Source organism: Nocardia sp. 852002-20019_SCH5090214 (genome assembly GCF_001665865.1).
In the GTDB taxonomy this organism is placed as follows: domain Bacteria; phylum Actinomycetota; class Actinomycetes; order Mycobacteriales; family Mycobacteriaceae; genus Nocardia; species Nocardia nova.
In genome coordinates, this window is sequence record NZ_LZMK01000059.1 from 1 (window position 1) to 21,966 (window position 21,966).

The window sequence follows — 21,966 nt, forward strand, 5'->3', positions numbered from 1 at the left end:
CCCCTGACGGCCCCCTTCCTCCGCCCCCTCATCCGATTCGAACACATGTTCGATACTAGACCACTCTCGTGGCGCCGCCTACGGTCTCGGGCGGCTCCGTCCCAGGGGTGCGAGCATCGGAACGCACGGGATCGACCGACTCGGATGGAACGGACGCCTCGAAAATATTTCGTCAAACATTCGCCACCGATGTCGAGAACGCCGAACCGGCTCCGTCCCAGAGATACGAGCAACCGAGAACGGCCCGCTCGACCACCGACACAGGAGCGACAGTCATGGAACAGCACGAGATCACCGAAATCCTCGACCGCCCGATCAGCCGGGAGTTGCTGGCCCGCGACCTGCTGCGTCTGGCGTACGTCGCCAAGGACGGCACCCCGCGCAACGTCCCGATCGCGTTCACCTGGAACGGCTCGCAGATCGTGCTCTGCACGACGAAGAACGCCCCGAAACTGCACTCGCTGCGGCACAATCCTCAGGTCGCGCTGACGATCGACACCGAGGTTCATCCGCCGAAGATCCTTCTTCTGCGCGGACATGCCGAACTCGACGTCGTCGACGGCATCCCCGAGGAATACCTGCAGATGAACGGCAGCTACGAGATGACCCCCGAACAGCGCGTGGAGTGGGAGGCGGAAGTCCGCTCGCTCTACGACGGCATGGTCCGGATCGTCATCACCCCGACCTGGGTGAAGCTCATCGACTTCGACAACACTCTGCCCAGTGCGGTCGAGGAACTGGTCCGGCAGCGGGCCGAACGTCAGCGGGCCTGATCATCACGGCCGGTTCCGTGCCGTGCCCACCGAGGAGACGATGATGCCCGAATACCTACTGCTCGAGCACTATCGGGGTGCGCCCGCGGCGGTCAACGACGTACCGATGGATCAGTGGGCCCCGGAGGAGATCACCGCCCACGTGCAATACATGGAAGACTTCGCCGCACGAGTGCAGACCCCGGCGAGTACGTCGATCATCGAGTGGGCGCTCGAACTGGCCGGTGAGTTGTCCGCGGCGCCCGGTGCGGGCGGGCAGCCGACCTGTACGCCGCGGCATCGGCCGCCGCCACCAGCGTGCCGGAGCGTGACCACCTCACCCGCGAGGCCGCACGGGTGCGGACCTTGCTGCGCCGTCGACCGACCGCCCGACGACATCTACCGAGTGAGCTTCGCGCCGCGCGCCGAAGCCGGTGTCGTGTGAGAAGGTGATGTCTCACTCGTGAATCCGGTGCTGCCGGTGCCAGTGTCGACGTGATCCGAATGGAGGAGAGGCCTTGGTGGAGGCGACGTTCGATGTGACCGGGCTGGTGGGGCATCGCTATCGCACGGACGACTTCTACGAGGTGGGAAGGGAGAAGATCCGCGAGTACGCGCGAGCGGTACAGGACTTCCACCCGGCACACTGGAGCGAGGACGCCGCCCGTGAGCTCGGATACGCCGGGCTCATCGCGCCGACCACCTTCATCTCCACCGTCGCGATGCTGGCCAATCGCCGGCTGCTGGAGGACGTCATGAACGGCTACGACGTGGTCGTGCAGACGGACCAGGTATTCGAGATGTACAAGCCGGTGCTCACCGGCGACCGCTTGGTCAGCGATGTGGAATTGTCCTCGGTGCGTCGTATCGGGGGCAGGGATCTGCTCACCATCACCAACACCTTCACCGACGGATCCGGTGACATCGCGCAGATCATGCACACGACCGTCCTCGGCCTCACCGGTGCGGACGTCGGCGCCGAGATCAGCGAGACGATCGAACGCGTCGTCATGAGCGGTCTCGACACCATTCCCCGGATCACGACCGCTACCGCGGAGGTGAACGTGCCGCCGGCAGACTCGGATTCCGGTGCCGCGGTGCGCCTTTCGCCTGTCTCACGCACGCGCACCCCGCATACCGCGCTTCGATTCGAGGACATCGCCGTCGGTGCCGAACTTCCCGCGCGGTCGGTGAACCTGACGCGCGGTGATCTGGTGAATTACGCCGGGGTCTCCGGGGATGCGAATCCCATCCATTGGCATGCCGAGATCGCCGCGCTCGCGGGACTTCCCGACGTGATCGCGCACGGCATGCTCACGATGGGTTTGGGGGCCGGCTTCGTCACCGGATGGCTCGGTGACCCGGGCGCGGTGATCAGATACGGTGTCCGGCTGTCGAATTACACCGTTATCGAGGCCGACGCCGCCGGCACGGTGGAGTTCACGGGTCGCATCAAGTCGATCGATCCCGAGACCAGGACGGCGGTCGTCGTCATCGTCGCGAAGTCGGCGGGCCGCAAGGTTTTCGGCCTTGCCACGGCGGATGTCCGCCTGGCCTGACCGCGAATCAGTACTGGTTCTTGATGACGAAGTAGGAGCCGCGGATCGTGCCCGCCAGCTTCGACTTCTGCCTCGCGAACTTGAAAGACGAGAGTTCCGTGGGGATTTCCATCCCGTCGGACAGCTTGAAACCCACCGCTCGCTTACCGGAATCGTCGATCGAATACATGACGTTGATCGACAGGCCGCTTTCGTAGAAGACGTAGGCGAAGCGGATGCCGTCCGCTTCGAAGGCCGTGGCCTCGAGCGGACGGGAGGCGATGACGATGCCGCGTTCGTCCTCGAGGATCCGGCTGACCCAGTCGACGGTCGACTGGGCCTCCTTGGCCGGCTCCACGGTGAAGACGTGGTCGTACTTGTTCTTGAAGTATCGGGCCTCGTTGGCGCGCAGGCCGGCCAATGCGTCCGCGACCGGGGACGATTCGAGGCCTTCGGTCGATACCGTCGTGAAGTCCACTGTGTAGGTCATGGCGAACTCCTCCGCGAGTGTGTCGGTCGAACTCTACAGCGTCGCGCGTCGCGAACCGGGCAGGCGCGGTCTCACTCCGCGCGCGAGAACACCGCCACCAGAAAGCCGGAGTCGTCGGTGAACGGGCGCAGATCCCATGTCGAAAGCCGCAGATCCACTCGCAGTCCGGCGTCTTCGGCGTCGGCCAGGAATTGCGGGAAATCGTAACCGCGGTCGGCGCCGAATCCGACCACCACTCGCCCGGCCGGCGCCAGATGGCGAGCGAAACCGGACAGCACCGCGCCTCGGGTGGAGGGCGCCAGGAACGTCATCACGTTGCCCGCGCACACGATCACATCGAAGCCGGCTTCGATCCCGCGACGGGGCAGATCCAGTTCGGCGAGGTCACCGACCAGCCAGGTCGGACCGGGATGGTCCTGTTCCGCCGCGGCGATCAACACCGGGTCGACGTCGACGCCGACCACGACATGTCCGGCGCGATACAGGTAGCCGCCCAGCCGCCCCGGCCCGCATCCGGCGTCCAGAATCCGGCTACCGCGCCCGACCATCGCATCGATCAGGCGCGCTTCGCCCACGATGTCCGCGCCCTCGGCCGCCATCGCCCGGAAGCGCTCCACGTACCACGTCGAATGTGCCGGATCGGCCGCAGTGATCTCTTCCCACTGGCTGGGCGTGCGTCCGCTCATGGTCTGTTGCCTCTTCTTCTCTCGGTCCGGTGCGTGTACTTGACCTTGCCATCGTGACAAGGTCTTCACTTGACTGCCGGAGGTGGTCCCGATGACTTCGACACACAGGAACCCACAGAACATGCGACTACTCGACGCGCTGGCGGCGGACAACTCGTCGACACGGCTCGAGGCGGCGCTCGCGCTCGGCACCCGTCCCGCGGCCGACGCCGTCGATGCGCTGGTCGAGCGGTGCGCGATCGAGCCGGACTTCTTCGTGCGCGACATGCTCACCTGGGCGCTCACCCGGTTTCCGGCTGCGGTGACGGTTCCGAAGCTGCGTGCGCAACTGGGTTCGGACCGTCCCCAGGCGCGCAGCCAGGCGCTGCACACCCTGTCCAAGATCGGGGATCGCAGCGCCTGGCCCGCGATCACGCGGTCGTTGTTGCAGGACGCCGACGACGACGTCGCGCGCAGTGCGTGGCGGGCCGCCGTCGTCCTGGTGCCCGACGCCGACAAGGACGTGCTGGCGCAGACGTTGGCGACCCAGTTCGGCCGCGGTGACCGCGAGGTGCGGCTGAGTCTGAGCCGCGCCCTGGTCGCCTTGGGCGAGCTTGTCGAGCCGGTCCTGCGGTCGGCGATGACGAACCCGGATCCGGTGGTGCGGGCACACGCGCGCGCCACCGAAGTCCTGCTGCACGATCCGGACGCCGGTTTCGACCTCGCGATCGACCAGGCCAGACGGGTCCGTGCGCTCGGACCGGACCGGGAGGAGTCGACCGCGTGCTGATCGGCGAGGTGGCCCGTTACTCGGGAGTGAGTGCCCGCATGCTCCGGCACTACGACTCCCTGGGGCTGGTGCGGCCGACCGGCCGCACCGTCGGCGGCTATCGCGAATATTCCGTCGAGGACATCCGTCGGATCTTCCATGTCGAGGGTCTGCGGTCGCTGGGCTTGTCCCTGACTCAGATCGGGCGGGCCCTCGACGACCCCGGCTTCACACCGTCCGCACTGGTCGGCGACCTCGTGCGGGCGACCGAAGAACGGCTGAGCCGGGACCGGGAGCTGCTCGAACGGCTGCGTGCGGTCGAGGCGGCCGAACCCTCCGGCTGGCAGGACGCGCTGCGCATCGTCGAGCTCCTGCGTGGACTGGGGTCGTCCGATGCCGCCCGGCGGCAGCAGGCCGTCCTCGCCCCGGCCGAGGAGATGCCGGCCGAACTGCTCGCCGAGGCGGTGCTCACCGAATCCGATCCCTATGTCGCCGGAGCGCTGCGGTGGGCGCTCGCCCGGGCCGGAGCGGAAGGTGTGCTGCACGTGGCCTCCGGCCTGGACTCCGCCGATGTCGAGGTCCGGCGGCGGGCGGCCTCGGCACTGGCCGAGATACCCGGGGAGGAGGCCGGCGCGGTGCTACTGGACGCGCTCACCGGCGCGGACCCGACCGTCCGCAGGATCTCCGCCCTCGCCCTCGGCGCGCGCGGGGAGACCCGAGCGGTTCCGGAACTCGTCGCCACCGTGATCGAGGGCCCGAACGATGTCGAGGCCGCCGAACTCCTGGGATCGCTGGCCCGGGACGCGAAATGGGCCGATCACATTCTGAATGCGCTGGCCGGCGAGCTGGCCGCGCACCCGCCGGGTTCACCGGTGCGGCTCCGGCTCACCCAGGCGCTGGCCGAGCTGCCCGGCTCCCTCGCACTGAATACGTTGCGGCCCTTGATGAACGACGACGATCGGACGGTCGCTCTGCTCGCCGCGGCTCTCGTCCGCACGCTCGAACAAGAGCCACCGGCGCCCCGCGGCGGCGACCGCGGTTCCACCGAACTCGCATGATCGCGTCCCGCGCGGGGTATCGCGCGATGCGCGGGACGAGAGGAGTGTCGTGATGCGGTTGCGGCGCAGCACGCCCTACGGTGCCGGAATAGGCCGGGTCCGGCGGGGCAAGGGCTTCGCTTATGTCGACGAGAACGGCTTCGCGGTAACCGATCCCGAAGCGACGCAACGCATCGACGACCTGGTGATCCCGCCGGCCTGGCGGAAGGTGTGGATCTGCCCGCACGCCCACGGGCACATTCAAGCGGTCGGGGTGGACGCGGCGGGGCGGCAGCAGTACCTGTATCACGAACAGTGGCGGCGAGGATGCGACGAGGAGAAGTTCGACCGCATGCTCGAGGTGGCGGCACAGCTACCGAGCCTGCGCGAGCAGGTCGGCGCCGATCTGCGGCGTCCCGGCTTGGATCGGCGCCGCGTGGAGGCCGTCGTGATCGGCCTGCTCGACCGCGGCGTCTTCCGCATTGGCAGTGAGGAATACGCCGAGGAGAACGGCACCCGCGGCGTGGCCACGCTGTTGCACGAACAGGTCCGGGTCTCGGGGAAGGAGATGCGATTCGACTATGTGGCCAAAGGCGGAATCCGCCGCCGGCTTGGCGGCCACCGATTGCCCGAATTCGCAGCGTCGTCGCAACAGCGCCGTGCGGCAGGTGATGACCGAGGTGGCCGAGGCATTGGGCAACACCCCGGTGCCGAGAAGTTTGCCGGAGAACGCCGGGGTACTCCACGCCCATGACCGAGATCGACAACGCGACCCGCATCGAGGCCGAGTCGGTGACGGGAAACCTGGACCTGATGACCATCGTGGACGCCGCGCACACCGCACAGTCGAGCTGGGCCCGCACGCCCGCGGCGAGCCGAGCCGAGGCGCTGCGCGCCGGGGCTGCCGCGTTGCGCGAGCACGCGGACGAGCTCGCCGCCACCCTCGAAGCCGAGACCGGCCGCCCGGCGGCCTCGGGCCGGGAGGGGGCGCTGGCCGGCGCCGGCACGCTCGACCAGTACGCCGAGCTGGGGCCCGTCCATCGCGGCCACACTCTGCAGGGCAGTTGGGACGCAACGGATTTCATGATCGCGCAGCCGCGCGGCGTGGTGGTCGCCCTGACACCGTGGAACGATCCGGTCGCCATCGCGGCGGGGCTGGTCGGTGCCGCGCTCGCCACCGGAAACGCGGTGGTGCACAAGCCCAGTGAACGGTGCCCTCGAACCGGTGAGCTGTTCGGGCGACTGCTCGAGACGCACTGCCCCGACGGCGTATTGCAGACCGTGCGCGGTGACGGCCGGGTGGGCGCGGCACTGTCCGGGCTGCCCGGCGTGGATGTGGTGGCCCACGTCGGCGGCACCGCCACCGGGCGCACCATCGCCACGGCCGGCGCGCGCACGGGGGCGAAAGTGCTGTTGGAGAACGGTGGAAACGATCCGCTGATCGTCGACGCCGATGTGGACCCGGTATGGGCCGCCGAGCAGGCCGCACTGGGCGCCTTCGCCAACGCCGGGCAGATCTGCGTCTCCGTGGAGCGGATCTACGTGCATCGCGATGTCGCCGAGCAGTTCGTTTCGGCGCTGTGCGAACAGGCGCGGCGGTGGAATCTCGATCCGCAACCGCTGGTCGACGAGCGGTTGCGTACGCAGGTGCACGCGCACGTGCGGGAAGCGCTCTCAGCGGGCGCGAAAGCGCTGGTCGGCGGGCACATTCCCGAGGGGCCCGGCACGGCCTATCCGGCGACGGTGCTCACCGACTGCCGCCCCGGAATGCGCGTCGTCCGCGAGGAGACCTTCGGGCCGATCGCACCCGTCCAGGTGGTCGCGGATTTCGCGACAGGCCTCGATGCGGCATGCCGCGACGACTACGGCTTGGCGGCGACGGTCCTGACCGACTCGATGGAACATATGCAACAGGCCTGGCGCACACTGCCGGTGGGCACGGTGAAGATCAACTCGGTCTTCGGTGGCGCACCCGGCGGCGCGGCACAACCGCGCGGCACATCCGGCACCGGATTCGGTTACGGCCCCGAACTTCTCGACGAGATGACCACCACCAAGGTGGTGCACATGGAGCCCGCGCCGCCGCGGCGCTGAGCGTTCACCCGGCAGAGCACACAATTCGACCGGGTCAGGATTCGACCTCGTCGAGCACCTCGTGCAGCCGGTTCAAGGTGCCCCGCCATCCCCGCTCCATCGCGTTGCGGGCCATCTTCTGCCGCCGATCGCCGATGTCGAAACCGGTCTGCGTCAACAACACTCGCGTCCCGCGCCCCTGCGCCTCGAGCACCCAGTCGACCACCCACCGGGCGGGAAACTTCGCCCGCAGGTCGATCCAGGTGTAGGTCAGTTGCTCACCCGCGCGGGCCGCCAGCACCTCACACGCGATCTCCGCGCTCGGCTCGGTCGGGACGGCGAAGATGAAATGTGTGCCCACCACCGGTTCGAGCCCGATCGACCGCATCAGCCAGCGTTCGACCAGATCCGGTTCGGTCAGCGCCCGCCACAGCAGTGCCGGAGGGTGCGGGAAGAACCCGCCGATCTCCACCGCGGCCGGATCCAATTCCGATTCGTAGGTCACCGGCAGACCCCCGGCCCGATCACATCCATGGCACGAGCATTCCACGTCTCCGGGCGGCGCAGGCGGAACCGGCCGGTCGGCAAAGGTTGCCGCGCGTCCGGATGGCGCAGACTCGAATAGCGGTCGATCAACCACCAACTAGAACATGTTGCCCACACTGAATGACGAAAACGGGTCGATGACCCCCTCCTCGACAACGGCGTGTAACCGCCGTCGACCGGCATTTTCGGCTCAGCTCTCGATTCCTGACCGATGAGTCACTAGTCTGAATATGAAACGTGTTCTAGTGTTGTGGCGAAGTTCCAGCGCCGGAAGACCAGAGGAGTCACCCCGCCATGCATACCGAGATCTGCGAACGACTGGGCATCGATGTCCCCATCTTCGCTTTCACCCATTGCCGCGACGTGGCCGCCGCGGTGAGCAACGCCGGCGGGCTCGGCGTCCTGGGGGCGGTCGGTTTCACCGCCGAGGAGCTGGAGGTCGAACTGGCCTGGCTCGATGAACATGTGCACGGCGTGTACGGCGTCGACCTCGTCATCCCGTCCAAGTACGAGGGCAAGGGCATCGACGGGCTGAGCCCCGCGCAGCTGGAAGCCGAACTGGCCAAACTGGTTCCGCAGGGCCACCGGGATTTCGCCGAGAAGATCCTCGCCGACCACGGCGTCCCGAAGCTGCCCGAGGACGAACATCACGAGCAGCTGCTGGGCTGGACCGCCACCACGGCCGGTCCGCAGGTCGACGTCATCCTGAAACACCCCAAGGCGAAGCTGGTCGCCAACGCGCTAGGCACCCCGCCCGACGACATCATCAAGAAGGTCCAGGACTCCGGCCGTTTGATCGGCGCACTGTGCGGCTCGGTCAAGCATGCGCTCAACCACAAGCGCGCCGGCCTGGACTTCGTGGTCTGCCAGGGCACCGAGGGCGGCGGCCACTGCGGTGAGATCTCCTCTCTCGTGCTGTGGCCGCAGGTGATCGACGCCGTCGGCGATCTGCCGGTGCTCGCCGCCGGTGGTATCGGCAACGGCCGCCAGGTCGCCGCCGCCATGGCGATGGGCGCCGCGGGTGCGTGGACCGGTTCGATCTGGCTGACCGTCGAGGAGGCCAATGTGCCGCCCGCGCAGATGCAGACCTACATCGATGCCACCAGCCACGACACCGTGCGGTCGCGGGCGTGGACGGGTAAGCCGGCCCGCATGCTGCGCAACGACTGGACCGAGGCGTGGGAGCGGTCGGACACCCCGGATCCGCTGGGCATGCCGCTGCAGATGATGGTCGCCCTCGACGGCGTCAAGCGCGGCCACCGCTATCCCGAGGCGGCCAAGGACGTCAACTTCAACCCCGTCGGCCAGGTCGTCGGCATGATGAACAAGGTCGAGCGGACCTCCGACGTCATGCAGCGCCTGATGGAGGAATACCTCGAGGCCTGCGAGCGGCTGAACAAGCTCAACAGCTGAACAAGCCTGTCCGGCAGGGCCCGCCGCGCCCTGCCGGACAGTTCTCTCCGGCCTGGACTCCATATCGAAGCGGCTACGGAAGCAACTGGTGCACTTGCGGTTTGCCGGTGCCGGTTGACACTCTGTATGCGCGATGAGAAGTACATATGGTGAACGGCACGAATGCGGCCGGCAAGTTGATCAGAACCCCACCGTCCGGAAGTTTGCTCGGATTGCGCTCGAAGGCACCGCTTTCCGGCCCCGGGCATTCCGCGGCCCCCGGTGCGCGACCGGCGACACGATCGGGGCGCGGTGGTGAAGATATCCTCTCCCGGTATGCGCCGGTTGGCCGCGATCGTGGCGCCCGTCCTCCTCGCCGTCGTGCTGGCCGTGGTGTACAGCTTCATCGACGACACCGGCAAGAAGAACGATCCGAAACCCGATTCCGCTGCCGCCGCGACCTTTTCCGGTAAAGAAGTCAACGCCCTGCTGGGCAAACTCGTGGTCGCACCGGAAGCGCCGATGACCGGGTACAGCCGCGAACAATTCCCGCATTGGGATCAGAACACTCCCGAACACGGATTCGGCGACAAATACGCCCAGTACGCCAAATGCACCACCCGCGATGTGATGATGCTGCGCGATGCCACCGGATCGGTGACCCTCGACGCCGCGACCTGCAAACTGACTCTCGGCAAGGACGGCGGCTGGCGCGACCGCTACGGCGTACTCGACGCCAAGACCGGAAAACTCAAGCCCTACAAATGGATCACCGACCCCGCCGGAGTCGACGCCGAACATATCGTCCCGCTGGCCGAGGCCTGGCGTTCCGGCGCGCAATCCGCCGATACCGATACGCGCCGCAATATCGCCAACGACGCGATCAATCTGGTCGCCTCCGACCCGTCGGCCAACCGGTCCAAGGGTGACCAGGATGCGGCGAATTATCTGCCACCCGGCGTGTTCCGGTGCGAGTACGTTCAGCGCTACATTCGCATCAAGGTAAAATACGGTTTGACCATCGACACGGCGGAACAGACCGCATTGCGCACCGCGGTCGACGACTGCCTCCACCGAGGAGAGTTCACATAGGCGACATCATCGAAATCACCGGGAAGGCCGCCGTCATGACCGACGAGGAAGGGACGGTGTCCGGCGAACTCGATGTCACCGTCGACGAGCAGGGCAGGGGACTGGTTCGCTATCGGGATACCGAAACCTGGTATCACATCGGCAATCTCGATGGCGAACCCGCCCGCACCTGGACCGACGTCGCCGAACTCGTCAGCGCGATCGACGCCGGTCGCGGCAACCGTGACGCCGCGGGCAACACGATCCCGTTCGAGGCCTGAGCGCCCGGCCCCAGAAGTCGACCGTCCGCGACGCTGCGCGCATCGATGCTCAGCGCAGCGATTCCGCGCGCTGCTTGACCGCCGCGGTCATGCCGCCGAATCCGGAATGCAGCGCCTTGCCGAGCGCCAGCGTCACAACCGGCCCCAGCAAGCCGCCCAGTTCGAAATGCGACCGGTACCGGGTACGCCCGTTGTCGAGCGGCGTCACGGTGTGCGAGCGCAGGCTGTGCAGGATGCCCAGCGGTACCGGCTTCATGCTGTAGCTGAATTCGGTTCCGGGGGTGTGGGTCCGGACGTATTCGACCTGCTTGCGCGGCTTCGGCGAACCCAGCCGCACATGCATCTCGATCGGGTCGCCGGGTTCGAGCGTGCTGCGGCATTCGGCGACGAACGGATTCCATTCACCGTAGCTGCCCAGGTCGGTCAGCACCTTCCACACCACCTCGGCGGGTGCGTCGATCTCCACGGTGTCATCGATCACGAAAGCCATGGCGGCAACAATACTGAAACTTGTTCCATCAGCGATACCGCGGGCCCGCTCATCGACCGGCACCGGGTTCGGGCAATGTGAGCGATTGGGTGATCAGCAACCGCGCCGCGCGTGACACGCGGGCGGTGTCGCCGGTGACGAACCGATCCTGCAGCAACCCGCGCACGCCCGAAACGAGCAGAGTGGCGGTCGATTCCGGATCGGCGACGGTGGGGTCGAAGCTTCTCAGCACATCGGTGAGCGCGGTGACCAGCACGTGCACGGCGTCCTCACCGTAGGAACGGAAGGGGCTGCCGGGCACCGCGGCCACCCCCATCACCTGCAACAGCACCCGCGTGCTGGACACCCATTCGGTCGTGATGTTGACGCTGAACGATTCGATGAGGCGGCGGCGCAGGGCCGGCAGATCGGGAACGTCGGCGAACATGCCCGCGATATCGGGGCGCTGGGTCTCGAGCGCCGCGATCAGCATCTGTTCTTTGGTCCCGAAATAGTGGATCAACATGCGCGAGCTGGTTCCGAGATATTCCGCCAGCGGACGCAGCGACAGTTCGGTCAACCCGTATTCGCCGATATAGGCGATCACCCCGGCGAGCAGCTCCGCGCGCCGGGCCTGGTCGAGTGGTCGAGGCACATGTTGACTGTAGCGGTCGCTACGGGTATTCATATCCGCATGAGTGTAACGACTGCTACACAAACGTCGCGGAACGTCGTCGTCACCGCCATGGCCGCCACCACCTGCCTCGGCCCCGACCTCGACAGCACCTGGTCGGCACTGCTGGCAGGCAAGAGCGGGATCGGCCCGCTCACCGACGAATTCGTGACGCGGTACGACCTGCCCGTGCGGATCGGCGGGCGGCTGACCGAACATCCGGGCGCTCACCTGACCCGCATCGAACAGCGCCGGCACTCCTATGTGCAGCAGCTGGCGCTGGTACTGGGCCGCCAGGTCTGGTCGGAGGCGGGGACACCGGAGGTCGACGCCGAACGCCTGGCGGTGTCCGTCGGCACCGGACTCGGCGGCGGCGATGCCTTTCTCACGGCGGTCGACGCGATGCGCGAGGGCGGATATCGCAAGGTGCCGCCGCTGACGGTTCCGATGGTGATGCCGAACGGGCCGGCCGCCCGGGTGGGGCTCGAATTCGGCGCGAAGGCAGGCGTTTACGCGCCGACCTCGGCGTGTTCGTCGGGTGCCGAAGCGATCGCGCACGCGTGGCGGCTGATTCGCACGGGGGAGGCCGACGTGGTGATCGCCGGTGGCGTGGAGGGATATATCGAAGCGATCCCGATCGCCAGCTTCGCCATGATGCGGGCGATGAGTACCCGCAACGACGAACCCGGCCTGGCCTCACGGCCGTTCGACCGCGATCGCGACGGGTTCGTCTTCGGAGAGGCGGGGGCGCTGCTGGTTCTGGAATCGGAGGAGTTCGCCCGGGCCCGCGGGGCCACCGTGCACGGCCGAATTCTCGGCGCGGGAATCACTTCCGACGGCTACCACATCACCGGCACCGACCCCGACGGCGCCGGCGCGGCCCGGGCGATGCGCAAGGCCATCGCCACCGCGGAACTGACCGCTGCCGATATCGACCACATCGACGCGCACGCCACCTCGACACCGATCGGTGATGCCTCGGAGGCCAATGCCATTGCGGCCGTGGCCGAGCACGCCTCGGTGTACGCGCCGAAATCCGCGCTCGGCCATTCCATCGGTGCGGTGGGTGCGCTCGAGGCCATCCTCACCCTGTGCACACTGCGCGACCAGACCGTGCCTCCCACACTGAATTTCGACAATCCGGACCCCGGCGTGGAACTCGACATCGTGCACGGGATCGCTCGTCCACAGCGAATCTCACAGGCGTTGAGCAATTCCTTCGGCTTCGGAGGACACAACGTCACACTCGCATTCGGACGCGCTTGAGGTCTTGGAACCGCGGCAGCTCCGGCGATGTGGAACAACCGCTGTTCACGCTTGTCCACCGATTGTTGTGGATGGCACGCCGACTGTGGAAAACTGCTCCGGAACTGCGGTAACGGCACGACATTTCGCCCATACAGCGACGGAAAACCCTGACCGGCAGCATCTTCGAGCGAGTTCGGCGGACGGGAGGTTCGGGGCCGGTCGACCGTGATGCCGCCGACTGCATCACCCTGGGCCGACGAGTGCGCCCGGCGAGATCGGCGTGCCGGCAGCACTGGGTCGCGCCGCCGGCGCGTACCGCCGAGGTGTCCCGCAGACGTTGTCACTGCAGTCCGCGCCGGGCGGTTGCCGACGCCGTCACCGCGGTGCGCACCGACGGGTACAGACGGCCACTCGCTGCACGCACATGCCGGATCGCGACGGTTCGCGACGAGCGCCACAGCGGAGTCGGACCTCCTGCCGCCGTGCACGCGGTGCACGTTTGCACACACTGCCGTTGTCGGGAGTGCTCACGACCGCCGCCGGCAGCCAGGGGATCGGATCCGGGCGAGGGTAAACCTGGTGCGGGCCGATGGCCTCTGATTCGCTACCGTTTGAGGGGTAGCAGGGTCGAGTGGTGAGGGTTGTGCGCGGAATGGGTGAAAGTTCGATCACGTGGGTCGACGGTGCCGTGGTGACGATCGATCAGCGCGCGCTGCCGCACGAGGTGCGCACGCTGCGGCTGACGACGGTCGACCAGGTGATCGACGCGATCGCGACCCTGGCCGTGCGCGGCGCCCCCGCGATCGGCGTGACCGGCGCCTTCGGAGTCGCCCTCGCCGCGCTCGCCCATCCCGGCGATCCCGAACAGGTCCGAGCCGAGGCCGTCCGGATCGAGGCCGCCCGGCCCACCGCGGTGAATCTGTCCTGGGGCGTGCGACGAGCCCTGGCGAAATTCGACGACGGCGGCGCGGCGGGGGTGCTCGCGGAGGCGGAGGCTCTGCTCGCCGAAGACGGCCGGGTCAACCGGGCCGCCGCCGAACACGCCGCCGACCTGGTGCAACGGCTGTGCCCGGACCGTCCCCTGCGGATGCTCACCCACTGCAACACCGGCCGCCTGGCCACCACCGCGTTCGGCACGGCGATCGGGGCGCTGCGGGTGCTGCACGCGCGCGGCGTGATCGACAGCGTCCTGGTCGACGAAACCCGCCCGCTGCTGCAGGGCGCGCGCCTGACCACCTGGGAACTGGCCGAGGCCGGCATTCCGCATCGGCTCACGGTCGACTCCGCCGCCGCTTGGGCGATGGCGACCGGGCAGGTGGACTGCGTGATCGTCGGAGCGGACCGCATCACCGCCGACGGCTCGGTGGCCAACAAGATCGGCACATACGGACTGGCACTGGCCGCTCGCCATCACGGCATCCCGTTCATCGTGGTGGCCCCCGAATCCACGCGCGACGCGGCGACCGCGACCGGCGCCGGCATCGTCGTCGAACAGCGCGGGTCGGCCGAGATCACCCACGTCGGTGACTACGCGGCCGCCCCCGAGGGCACCGCGGTCTTCAACCCTGCTTTCGACGTCACACCGCCCGAACTGGTGACGGCCGTGGTCACCGAGCACGGCCTGATCGACGAGGCGAATCCGCTTGCGGCGCAGGCGATCGTGGCCCACGATTCCCGCGCCGACGATTCCGGTGCCCAGGACCCCGCCGATTCGCCGAGCGCCGCCGCGATCGCGACCCTGGCGCGCGACCTCTACGCCCGCGGCTGGATGCCGGGCACCGCCGGCAACATCTCCGTCCGTGACGGCGCTTCCGGGGTGGCATCGAATACGGCCCCGGATTCCACCGCGGTCGTCACCGGCAGCGGCCTGTCCAAAGGCGAGTTGACCGCCGCGGATATGGTCCGGGTGCGGATCGAGAACTCCGAACCGATCGCCGGAGACCGCCGTCCCTCCGCGGAGACCGCGATCCACACCGCGATCTACCGCACGACCGAGGCCGCGGCGGTGGTGCACGTACATTCACCGCGGGCGACCGCGGCCTCCGTCGGCGCCCCGAACCCGATGCGGTTCACCGGTTTCGAACTGATCAAGGGTCTGCGCTCCGGCGACACCATCGACATTCCGGTATTTCCCAACCACGCCGACGTGTCGCTGATCGGCGCGGAGATCGACCGGTATCTGCGCGCACATCCGGCGGCCCCGCCGGTGCTGTTCATCGCCGGGCACGGCATCACCGCTTGGGGCGCCGATCTCGCGCAGGCCCGCGACCGCGCGGAATGCCTGGAAGCCCTGTGCGAACTGGTGTCGCTCACCGGGCGCCGCGACATCTCCACCGACCGCATTCTCGAGGAGCAACCGCAATGACCCTGTTGCATATCGCGGCCGATACCGATCCGGCCGACGTGCGCCTGCACACCACCGACCCGGACCGCATCGCGGCCGAGCTCGCCACGCGCGGAATCGTTTTCGACCGCTGGCCCGCTCAGGCCGTGACCGCCGACATCGCGTCCGAGGAGATCCTCGGCCACTACCGGGATCGGATCGACGATCTCAACGCCGACGGCCGCTACCGCCACATCGATCTGGCCCGGTTGCATCCCGACGACAGCGATCCGCAGTGGCCCGAGCAGGCCCGCGCGGCGCGGCAGAAGTTCCTGTCCGAGCATCGCCACGCCGAGGACGAGGTGCGCTTCTTCGTCTCCGGTCGCGGCTGCTTCTACCTGCACCTGGAACCGGAGGTAGTCGCGGTCGTGTGCGAGGGCGGTGATCTGGTGTCGGTGCCCGCGGGGACGCGACACTGGTTCGATATGGGAACCCGGCCGGACTTCGTGGCGATCCGGTTCTTCGAAGAGGTCGACGGCTGGATCGGCGATTTCACCGGCGATCTCATCGCACAGGGCTTTCCGACGCTGGACGAGCTCGTCGCCGCATGAGCGACGAACATCGAGACGACAACCGGGCACGGCCGATCCGGGCGGTCGTCGTGGATATCGAGGGCACCACCAGCCCCACCAGCTCGGTCCGCGAAGATCTGTACGGCTACACCCGCCGCCGACTGCCGCAGTGGCTGGCGGAGGACTCCGACGGCACCGCGAAGACCGTGATCGAGCAGACCCGTGACCTGGCCGGGCGGCCCGACGCCGGTCTCGACGAGATCGCCGGCATCTTGTGCGGCTGGCTCGATTCCGACGTCAAGGCGGCGCCGCTGAAGACCGCGCAGGGGGTGATCTGCGCATGGGGATTCCGGGAGGGCGCCCTGTTCGGCGAGTTCTTCCCCGACGCACCCGTGGCGCTGCGTGCCTGGCACGGCGCCGGACTCACCCTGTGGGTGTATTCGTCGGGTTCGGTACGCAATCAACAGGATTGGTTCGCGTATGCGCGCGGGGGCGAGCTGGCGTCGCTGATCAGCGGCTGGTTCGACCTGGCCAATGCCGGGCCGAAGCGCGAGGAGCAGTCCTATCGCCGCATCGCGGCGGCGATAGGCGTGCCGGCGGGGGAGATCCTGTTCCTGTCCGACCATCCCGACGAGTTGGATGCCGCGGTGGCCGCGGGCTGGCAAGCGGTCGGCGTCACCCGTGCCGGGGAGCCGAATGCGCCGCGGCCGCCGCATCGGTGGATCGGCAGCTTCGCCGAGCTGGATCCGGTCGCGGCCGCCCGCTGAGCGGCCGCGCCGATCCGACGCTCGGAACGCTCAGGCCACCGAGCTGGTGGCTCGCGCGATGAGATGTTCGACCAGCGTCATCAGCACCGTCTTGCAGGAGCTGCGGTCGCGCGCATCGCAGAGCACCACGGGAATGTGGGCGTCGAGATCGAGCGCGTCGCGCACCTCCTCGGTGGTGTAGACCGGGGCGTTGTCGAAGCAGTTCACCGCGACCGCGAACGAGAGTCCGCGCCGTTCGAAGAAATCGATGGCGGCGAAGGAGTTCTCGAGCCGGCGGGTATCGGCGATGACCACCGCGCCGAGAGCGCCGCGCGCCAATTCGTCCCACAGGAACCAGAATCTGTCCTGGCCGGGCGTACCGAACAGGTACAGCACCAGGTTCTGGTCGATGGTGATGCGACCGAAGTCCAGCGCCACGGTGGTGGTGGTCTTGCCCTCCACGCCCGACAGATCGTCGATGCCGGTGGACAATTCGGTGATCAATTCCTCGGTGCGCAGCGGAGTGATCTCGCTGATCGAGGACACCATGGTGGTCTTCCCGACGCCGAAACCGCCGGCTACGAGGATTTTGACCGAGGCAGCCAGGTCGGCCGAGGACGAAATATCAGGCACGGTGTTCTACAGCTTTCGGATTCCATCGAGTACTGCTCGCAAAATGTTCAGTTCGCCGGTCCCGCCGGTATCGGTGTCGGTCCGGGCGGGGGCCCGGAAATTCAGCAAACCCTCGCCGATGAGATCACCGACGAGGATCTTGGTCACCGCCAACGGTAGCTTGAGTCTCGCCGAGACTTCGGCCACCGATTGCGGAGTCCGGCACAGCCGAACGATTTCCGCGTATTCGGGTTCGACGCGCCGCAGCGGCGGACCCGGTGACACGGTCACCACCAGGGTGAGCATGTCCAGATCGTGTCCCGCCCCCATGGTGCGGCCCCGCGTCACGGCGTACGGTCGGACCAGAGGGCCGGCCGCATCGTCGAACCACGGTTGACCGAAGCGCGTCATGACAATCTATGCTCCACGTGCTCGGCCAGACCGTTACGCGGATCGGTGGACAGGTAACCACCGACTCGCTGCACGGTCAGATTCATTTCGTAGGCCACCATACCCAGATTCGCGTTCTCGTTGGCCTGCAATGCGATACATGCGTTGTCACCGGCCGCGGTGACGAACAGTACCGCACGGTCGAGTTCGATGACGGCCTGGCGTACGCCGCCCCCGTCGAACCGGTTTCCGGCGCTGCGCGCCAGCCCGTACAGCGTGGCCGACATGGCGCCGAAGTGTTCGGCGTCCTCGCGGCTCATCGACGTGGATCGGCCCAGCAGCAGCCCGTCGGTGGAATGCACCACCGCGTAGCGCACCCCGGCCAGGCGATCGACCAGATCGTCGAGCAGCCAGTTCAGATCACCTGCGTTGGAAGAAGTCACCTTCGCCTTCCTGTTCGTCCGGGGTGGGGCCGGGCTGCGATCGCCGCCCCTGCCTGGTTCCGTTCTCGATGGCGGACATCAGGTCTCGTGCCTGTTCCGCCGAGCGCGGCCGCTGCGGGGACGCAGCATCGGGTTGGGGGTCGTGCGCCAATTCCGGTGCCAGACTGGCCTGTCGGCGACGGCGGGGCAACGGTGGGCGAGCATCGCTGCCAGTGTAGGACGGGCGCTGCGGACTGCGACGGGCCGGTTGGTCGGTGGGCGTCGCGGGCAGCTCGTGGCGCGGCGGAGCCTCGCGCCGGGCCGGGGTGTCGGCCCAGCTCCGGTCGTCGGTGCGTGGCGCGCTGTCGGTGCGCGGGTAATCGGACCAGGCCTGCGGTTGCGGCGGCGACAGGGTCGCCAGCGACGTTGCGGCCGAGGTCGTTTCGGCCGCGGGGATGGCCGGCATCTCACCGGTCATCGCGGGCTCGGGACGGCGGCCGGCGAAGCGTTCGGGCAGATGGTCGGCCAGCGGCGCATCGGCGGCGACGACGGCGGTCGGCACCAGCACGATGGCGCGGATGCCGCCGTAGTCGGATTCCGACAGCCGCACCGTGATGCCGTGGCGAGCACCCAGCTGGGCGACCACGAACAGGCCCAGGCGCGAATTGGCCGACAGTGTGGCCACACCGAAATCCGGTGGGTTGCGCAGCATCTCGTTGGCGCGTTCGAGTTCGTCGGCGGGCATGCCCATGCCCTGATCGCTGATCTCGATCGCCACGCCCTTGCCGACCACGTTGCTGCTCACCTCGACCCGCGATTGCGGCGGGGAGAAGGAGGTGGCGTTGTCGACCAGCTCGGCGAGCAGGTGGATGAGGTCGGCGACCACGTTGCCGACGATGAACACCTGCGGCATCCGATGCGCGCGAACCCGCGCGTAGTCGAGGGTTTCACCGATCGCACTGCGTACCAGCTCGACCAGCGGCACCGGGCGCCGCCACTGCCTGCCGGGTTCGCCGCCGCCGAGGATGATCAGATTCTCGGCGTTGCGGCGTTCGCGAGTGGCCAGGTGGTCGAGCCGGAAGAAGGTCTCGAGCAGCGCCGGATCCTCCTGGCGCTGTTCGGCTTCGTCGAGAATCTCGAGCTGGCGGTGCACCACGATCTGGCTGCGGTGCGCGATGTTGAGGAATACCGCGCGCACGCCCTCACGAGTGCGCGCCTCGGTGACCGCGGCGGCGACGGCCGCGGTGTGGGCGCGGTTGAACGCGTTGGCCACCGAACCGATCTCGTCGTGACCGAAGTCCAGCCGGGCCGCCTCGATCTCGGGATCGACGTTCTCGCCCTCGCTCAGGCGGCGCATCGTTTCGGGCAGGCGGACCTCTGCCAGCGCGAGGGTTTCGGTGCGCAGCCGCTTGAGCCGCCCGATCAACCGGTTGGCCAGCCACAGCGAGAGCAGGAAGGCGATGATCGCGATCGCCAGCACGCCGGCGCCGGCCCACAGCGAGTTGGTCGCGGTGCGGTCGCCGTCGTCGACGGCGGTCTGGTTGGCGTGGTCGTTCTGATACTGCCAGGCGGCGAGCAGCTGGTCGCCGAGTTGTTCGGCCGAGGTGCGCCAATCGGCGAAACTCATCGGCGGCGGCGGTAATTCGCCGTTCTTGCTGGGCGCCGGCGGATGGATGAGGTAGTCCTCCATCGCGGCCAGCTGCTGCCAGGCCGGGGAGGCGATGACGGTCTTGATCTTGTCCGCCGGGGGCCCGGTGAGATCCGCGGCGAGCTGGGGGAGTTCGGTGCGGTAGTAGCCGACCAGGTTGCGGTAGTCGTCGCGCATCTGCCCGGCCAGGATCTGGCCGTTGAGTTCGGCCGCGGTCAGGGCGGCGCTGCGCGACATGCCCTCCATCGCGTGCAGCGTGCGCAGACCGCCGGCGAGCTGCTGGGCGACCGCGGCGTCGGGCGCGGTCGGGATGGTGAGATTGGTGCCGACGACGACGGCATCCAGAATGCGGTTGTAGATGGCGTAGGTTTCGGGAATCGGCAGCGCGCCCGCGTCGACCCCGCCGCGAATGGCCGGAAGTTGCTTCTTGAGGGTTTCGAATCCGCCGGTGTCGTCACCCATCGGATTCGAACCGCTGGTCATCAGTTTGTTCTCGGTGGCGGCCAGGGCCTGTAGGGCGTTGTCCACTCGCGTGCGCGCCGCGCCGAGAGCGGCGGGGTCGCCGTGCTCACCGGCCAGATGCCACAGCGACAGCATCCGTTCCTGTTCGACCGCGGCGATCATCTCGCGAGTGTGCACATTGGCATTGCCCAGGATCGATGCCCAGTCCTTGGCGTGCTGCCCCTCCCGTACCAGATAACCCGCTGTGCCCACACCGATTCCGAGCAATGTCAAGCTCGGAATCACGGCGATGGCCAGGATGCGGGTTCGGATACCGAGCCTCGCTCTCAACATCGGCACAACATAACGGGCGATGTTTCAAACTTCAGGGCGGATGCCACTGAGCGAGACCTATATTGACTTTTGCGGCCCGGTATGAGTTTGCAGTTCAGGGGCGGATTATCAAGTGTGGCGAAGATGACCGCCGTCGAGACATTGTGGCAAGTCACACGTTTGAACAGTGTTAGGTATATCTGCGCTCGAATACCGCGGTGAGTCAGCGTGTTCTGTCACCGGCCCGCCGCTGGGCGGCGGCGGGCGGCGAGAGCGGACAGGACGACCACGGCCGCGCACTCGACCACGACGACGGTGGCGATCAATGCCGAATACGATGTGTCGGAGAGGAATCCGGTGATCGCGCCGCCGGCGGCGGTGGCGGCGCCGAGGACGGCGGCGTAGATGCCGTAGGCGGTGGCGCGGCGATCGGCCGGAACCAGATCGGCCACCACGGCGCGCAGCGTGGATTCCTGTACACCGACCGTCGCACCCCACAGCAGTGCACCCGCCAGCACAGCGCCCATGTCACCCGCGAAACCGAAGACCGGCACCAGCGCCGTCGAAACCGGCAGGACGAGTAGTGTTTTCGCGCCCACGCGGTCGTACAGCCAGCCGGAGGCCAGCGCGGCCACGGCGTCGGCTCCCATGGCCGCGGCATAGACCACCGGCACCGTGGCCGCCGTGAACACCCCGGCCGCCACCATGTGCAGTGACAGCACGCCGTAGGTGGTGGCGCCGAGCATCGAGACGGCGGTGAACAGGCAATACAGCCAGAACCGGCGCGGCAGCGGAACTCTCGAGCTTCCGGGCCGAGGTGCCGCGGCGGCGGGTTCGAATCGTGCCGGATCGGGAACACGGATTCGGATGCGTACCAACAACAGCAGCGTCGCCGCACCCGGGATCGCCAGCATGGTGAGGGCGGGAGTGAAATCGTCGCCGGTCGCAGCCAGAACCGCCGCGACGGTCAGCGGCCCCGCGACCGCGCCGACCTGATCGAGCGCCTCGTGCACCGCGAAGCCGCGACCGCGGCCGGTGACCGTGGTGGCATGCGAGAGCAACGTGTCCTTGGCCGGACTTCGCACCGCCTTGCCGACCCGTTCGGCGATCACCAACGCGGCCGCCACCCACAGCACCCCCGCGAGGCCCAGGAGCGGGACGCTGACCACGGTGAGCACATAGCCGGAGATGGTCCACGCCCAGAACCGCCGCGTCCGGTCGGTCAGCGGGCCCGAGACCAGGCGCAGCACCAGCGCGGCCGCCTCACCCACTCCGGTCACCATGCCCACGACGAATCCGGAGGCACCCAACGAGCCCAGGAGCGGCCCGGTGATCGACCGCGCCCCTTCGTACACGAAATCCGCCAGCAAGCTGACAATTCCGAACCGGACCACGAAACCCCAGGCCCCCAGCGGCGGGGCCGGGTCCCGCCTGGGCCGCGCATCGGCTCGCCGAGCCGCCATGATCCGCCTCCG

The 21,966-nt window shown here is 68.0% G+C and carries 23 protein-coding genes and 1 pseudogene; 14 read left to right on the forward strand and 10 right to left on the reverse strand.

All coding sequences use genetic code 11. The features are described 5' to 3' along the window. Nucleotides 1-275 precede the first annotated feature (275 nt). The 3 genes and pseudogenes from A5780_RS06495 (at nt 276) to A5780_RS06505 (ending at nt 2,311) form a co-directional block, all read left to right on the forward strand. Nucleotides 276-773, forward strand: coding sequence for a pyridoxamine 5'-phosphate oxidase family protein (locus A5780_RS06495; protein ID WP_063014779.1), 498 nt, complete (start codon nt 276-278; stop codon nt 771-773). 43 nt (nt 774-816) lie between these two features. Beyond that, nucleotides 817-1,035: pseudogene (locus A5780_RS38905) on the forward strand (hypothetical protein); the annotation flags it as partial. A 235-nt stretch (nt 1,036-1,270) separates the two neighbouring features. Beyond that, on the forward strand, nt 1,271-2,311 hold the full coding sequence (locus A5780_RS06505) for a fused (3R)-hydroxyacyl-ACP dehydratase subunits HadA/HadB (protein ID WP_064908013.1): 1,041 nt from the start codon (nt 1,271-1,273) through the stop codon (nt 2,309-2,311). A 7-nt stretch (nt 2,312-2,318) separates the two neighbouring features. Here A5780_RS06505 and A5780_RS06510 read toward each other — a convergent pair whose 3' ends face one another. Next, nucleotides 2,319-2,780, reverse strand: a complete 462-nt coding sequence (locus A5780_RS06510; protein ID WP_030514381.1) for a hypothetical protein — start codon at nt 2,778-2,780, stop codon at nt 2,319-2,321. A gap of 71 nt (nt 2,781-2,851) precedes the next feature. Beyond that, nucleotides 2,852-3,466 (reverse strand): bifunctional 2-polyprenyl-6-hydroxyphenol methylase/3-demethylubiquinol 3-O-methyltransferase UbiG, encoded by a 615-nt coding sequence (locus A5780_RS06515; RefSeq protein WP_063014786.1) that lies wholly within the window; start codon nt 3,464-3,466, stop codon nt 2,852-2,854. A gap of 91 nt (nt 3,467-3,557) precedes the next feature. Here A5780_RS06515 and A5780_RS06520 point away from each other — a divergent pair, with 91 nt between their 5' ends. From A5780_RS06520 to A5780_RS06535, 4 genes are read left to right on the forward strand one after another with little or no spacing between them, the layout of a single operon-like run. Continuing rightward, entirely contained in the window at nt 3,558-4,235 is a 678-nt protein-coding gene (locus tag A5780_RS06520; RefSeq protein WP_156769390.1) for a HEAT repeat domain-containing protein, read from the forward strand. After that, nucleotides 4,229-5,272, forward strand: a complete 1,044-nt coding sequence (locus A5780_RS06525) for a MerR family transcriptional regulator (protein WP_064908015.1) — start codon at nt 4,229-4,231, stop codon at nt 5,270-5,272. The genes A5780_RS06520 and A5780_RS06525 overlap by 7 nt, the downstream gene beginning before the upstream one ends. 52 nt (nt 5,273-5,324) lie before the next feature. Next, nucleotides 5,325-6,005: a DNA topoisomerase IB gene (locus tag A5780_RS06530; protein WP_082976314.1), complete on the forward strand. Its 681-nt coding sequence runs from the start codon at nt 5,325-5,327 to the stop codon at nt 6,003-6,005. Further along, nucleotides 6,002-7,345 (forward strand): aldehyde dehydrogenase, encoded by a 1,344-nt coding sequence (locus tag A5780_RS06535; protein ID WP_064908016.1) that lies wholly within the window; start codon nt 6,002-6,004, stop codon nt 7,343-7,345. Before A5780_RS06530 ends, A5780_RS06535 begins: the two co-directional genes overlap by 4 nt. Nucleotides 7,346-7,379: 34 nt before the next feature. Here A5780_RS06535 and A5780_RS06540 read toward each other — a convergent pair whose 3' ends face one another. Next, nucleotides 7,380-7,829 carry an SRPBCC domain-containing protein gene (locus tag A5780_RS06540; RefSeq protein WP_036523855.1) on the reverse strand — a complete coding sequence of 150 codons (450 nt, stop codon included), beginning with the start codon at nt 7,827-7,829 and terminating at the stop codon, nt 7,380-7,382. A 335-nt stretch (nt 7,830-8,164) separates the two neighbouring features. On the opposite strand from A5780_RS06540, the gene A5780_RS06545 reads away from it, so the two are divergent. The 3 genes from A5780_RS06545 (at nt 8,165) to A5780_RS06555 (ending at nt 10,614) form a co-directional block, all read left to right on the forward strand. Further along, nucleotides 8,165-9,283, forward strand: coding sequence for a nitronate monooxygenase family protein (locus A5780_RS06545; RefSeq protein WP_030514376.1), 1,119 nt, complete (start codon nt 8,165-8,167; stop codon nt 9,281-9,283). 315 nt (nt 9,284-9,598) lie between these two features. Then, on the forward strand, nt 9,599-10,354 hold the full coding sequence (locus A5780_RS06550) for an HNH endonuclease family protein (RefSeq protein ID WP_064903500.1): 756 nt from the start codon (nt 9,599-9,601) through the stop codon (nt 10,352-10,354). Between the two features lie 35 nt (nt 10,355-10,389). Further along, a complete protein-coding gene (locus tag A5780_RS06555) occupies nt 10,390-10,614 on the forward strand; it encodes a hypothetical protein (protein ID WP_082857040.1) in 225 nt (74 codons plus the stop codon). Between the two features lie 49 nt (nt 10,615-10,663). Here the strand turns inward: A5780_RS06555 and A5780_RS06560 are convergent, their stop codons facing one another. Beyond that, the gene (locus tag A5780_RS06560) at nt 10,664-11,104 is read right to left on the reverse strand and encodes an SRPBCC domain-containing protein (protein WP_030514373.1); all 441 of its coding nucleotides are present in this window, start codon (nt 11,102-11,104) and stop codon (nt 10,664-10,666) included. 49 nt (nt 11,105-11,153) lie between these two features. After that, on the reverse strand, nt 11,154-11,738 hold the full coding sequence (locus A5780_RS06565) for a TetR/AcrR family transcriptional regulator (protein ID WP_063014853.1): 585 nt from the start codon (nt 11,736-11,738) through the stop codon (nt 11,154-11,156). Between the two features lie 39 nt (nt 11,739-11,777). Here A5780_RS06565 and A5780_RS06570 point away from each other — a divergent pair, with 39 nt between their 5' ends. The 4 genes from A5780_RS06570 (at nt 11,778) to mtnC (ending at nt 16,666) form a co-directional block, all read left to right on the forward strand. Beyond that, nucleotides 11,778-13,022, forward strand: coding sequence for a KasA/KasB family beta-ketoacyl-ACP synthase (locus A5780_RS06570; RefSeq protein ID WP_064903502.1), 1,245 nt, complete (start codon nt 11,778-11,780; stop codon nt 13,020-13,022). Between the two features lie 634 nt (nt 13,023-13,656). Continuing rightward, complete coding sequence (locus A5780_RS06575) at nt 13,657-15,369, forward strand: bifunctional S-methyl-5-thioribose-1-phosphate isomerase/methylthioribulose 1-phosphate dehydratase (protein ID WP_064908017.1); 1,713 nt, start codon at nt 13,657-13,659, stop codon at nt 15,367-15,369. Beyond that, nucleotides 15,366-15,938: an acireductone dioxygenase gene (locus A5780_RS06580; protein WP_064908018.1), complete on the forward strand. Its 573-nt coding sequence runs from the start codon at nt 15,366-15,368 to the stop codon at nt 15,936-15,938. Before A5780_RS06575 ends, A5780_RS06580 begins: the two co-directional genes overlap by 4 nt. Continuing rightward, a complete protein-coding gene (mtnC, locus tag A5780_RS06585; protein WP_064908019.1) occupies nt 15,935-16,666 on the forward strand; it encodes an acireductone synthase in 732 nt (243 codons plus the stop codon). Before A5780_RS06580 ends, mtnC begins: the two co-directional genes overlap by 4 nt. A 30-nt stretch (nt 16,667-16,696) precedes the next feature. Here the strand turns inward: mtnC and A5780_RS06590 are convergent, their stop codons facing one another. The 5 genes from A5780_RS06590 to A5780_RS06610 all read right to left on the reverse strand — a co-directional run bounded on the left by A5780_RS06590 (nt 16,697) and on the right by A5780_RS06610 (nt 21,954). Next, on the reverse strand, nt 16,697-17,278 hold the full coding sequence (locus tag A5780_RS06590; RefSeq protein ID WP_030514367.1) for an ATP/GTP-binding protein: 582 nt from the start codon (nt 17,276-17,278) through the stop codon (nt 16,697-16,699). Between the two features lie 6 nt (nt 17,279-17,284). Next, nucleotides 17,285-17,668, reverse strand: coding sequence for a DUF742 domain-containing protein (locus tag A5780_RS06595; protein ID WP_030514366.1), 384 nt, complete (start codon nt 17,666-17,668; stop codon nt 17,285-17,287). After that, on the reverse strand, nt 17,665-18,090 hold the full coding sequence (locus tag A5780_RS06600) for a roadblock/LC7 domain-containing protein (RefSeq protein WP_030514365.1): 426 nt from the start codon (nt 18,088-18,090) through the stop codon (nt 17,665-17,667). The genes A5780_RS06595 and A5780_RS06600 overlap by 4 nt, the downstream gene beginning before the upstream one ends. Continuing rightward, nucleotides 18,068-20,512 carry a sensor histidine kinase gene (locus A5780_RS06605; protein WP_064908020.1) on the reverse strand — a complete coding sequence of 815 codons (2,445 nt, stop codon included), beginning with the start codon at nt 20,510-20,512 and terminating at the stop codon, nt 18,068-18,070. The genes A5780_RS06600 and A5780_RS06605 overlap by 23 nt, the downstream gene beginning before the upstream one ends. Nucleotides 20,513-20,727: 215 nt before the next feature. Beyond that, the gene (locus A5780_RS06610) at nt 20,728-21,954 is read right to left on the reverse strand and encodes an MFS transporter (protein WP_064908021.1); all 1,227 of its coding nucleotides are present in this window, start codon (nt 21,952-21,954) and stop codon (nt 20,728-20,730) included. Nucleotides 21,955-21,966 lie beyond the last annotated feature (12 nt).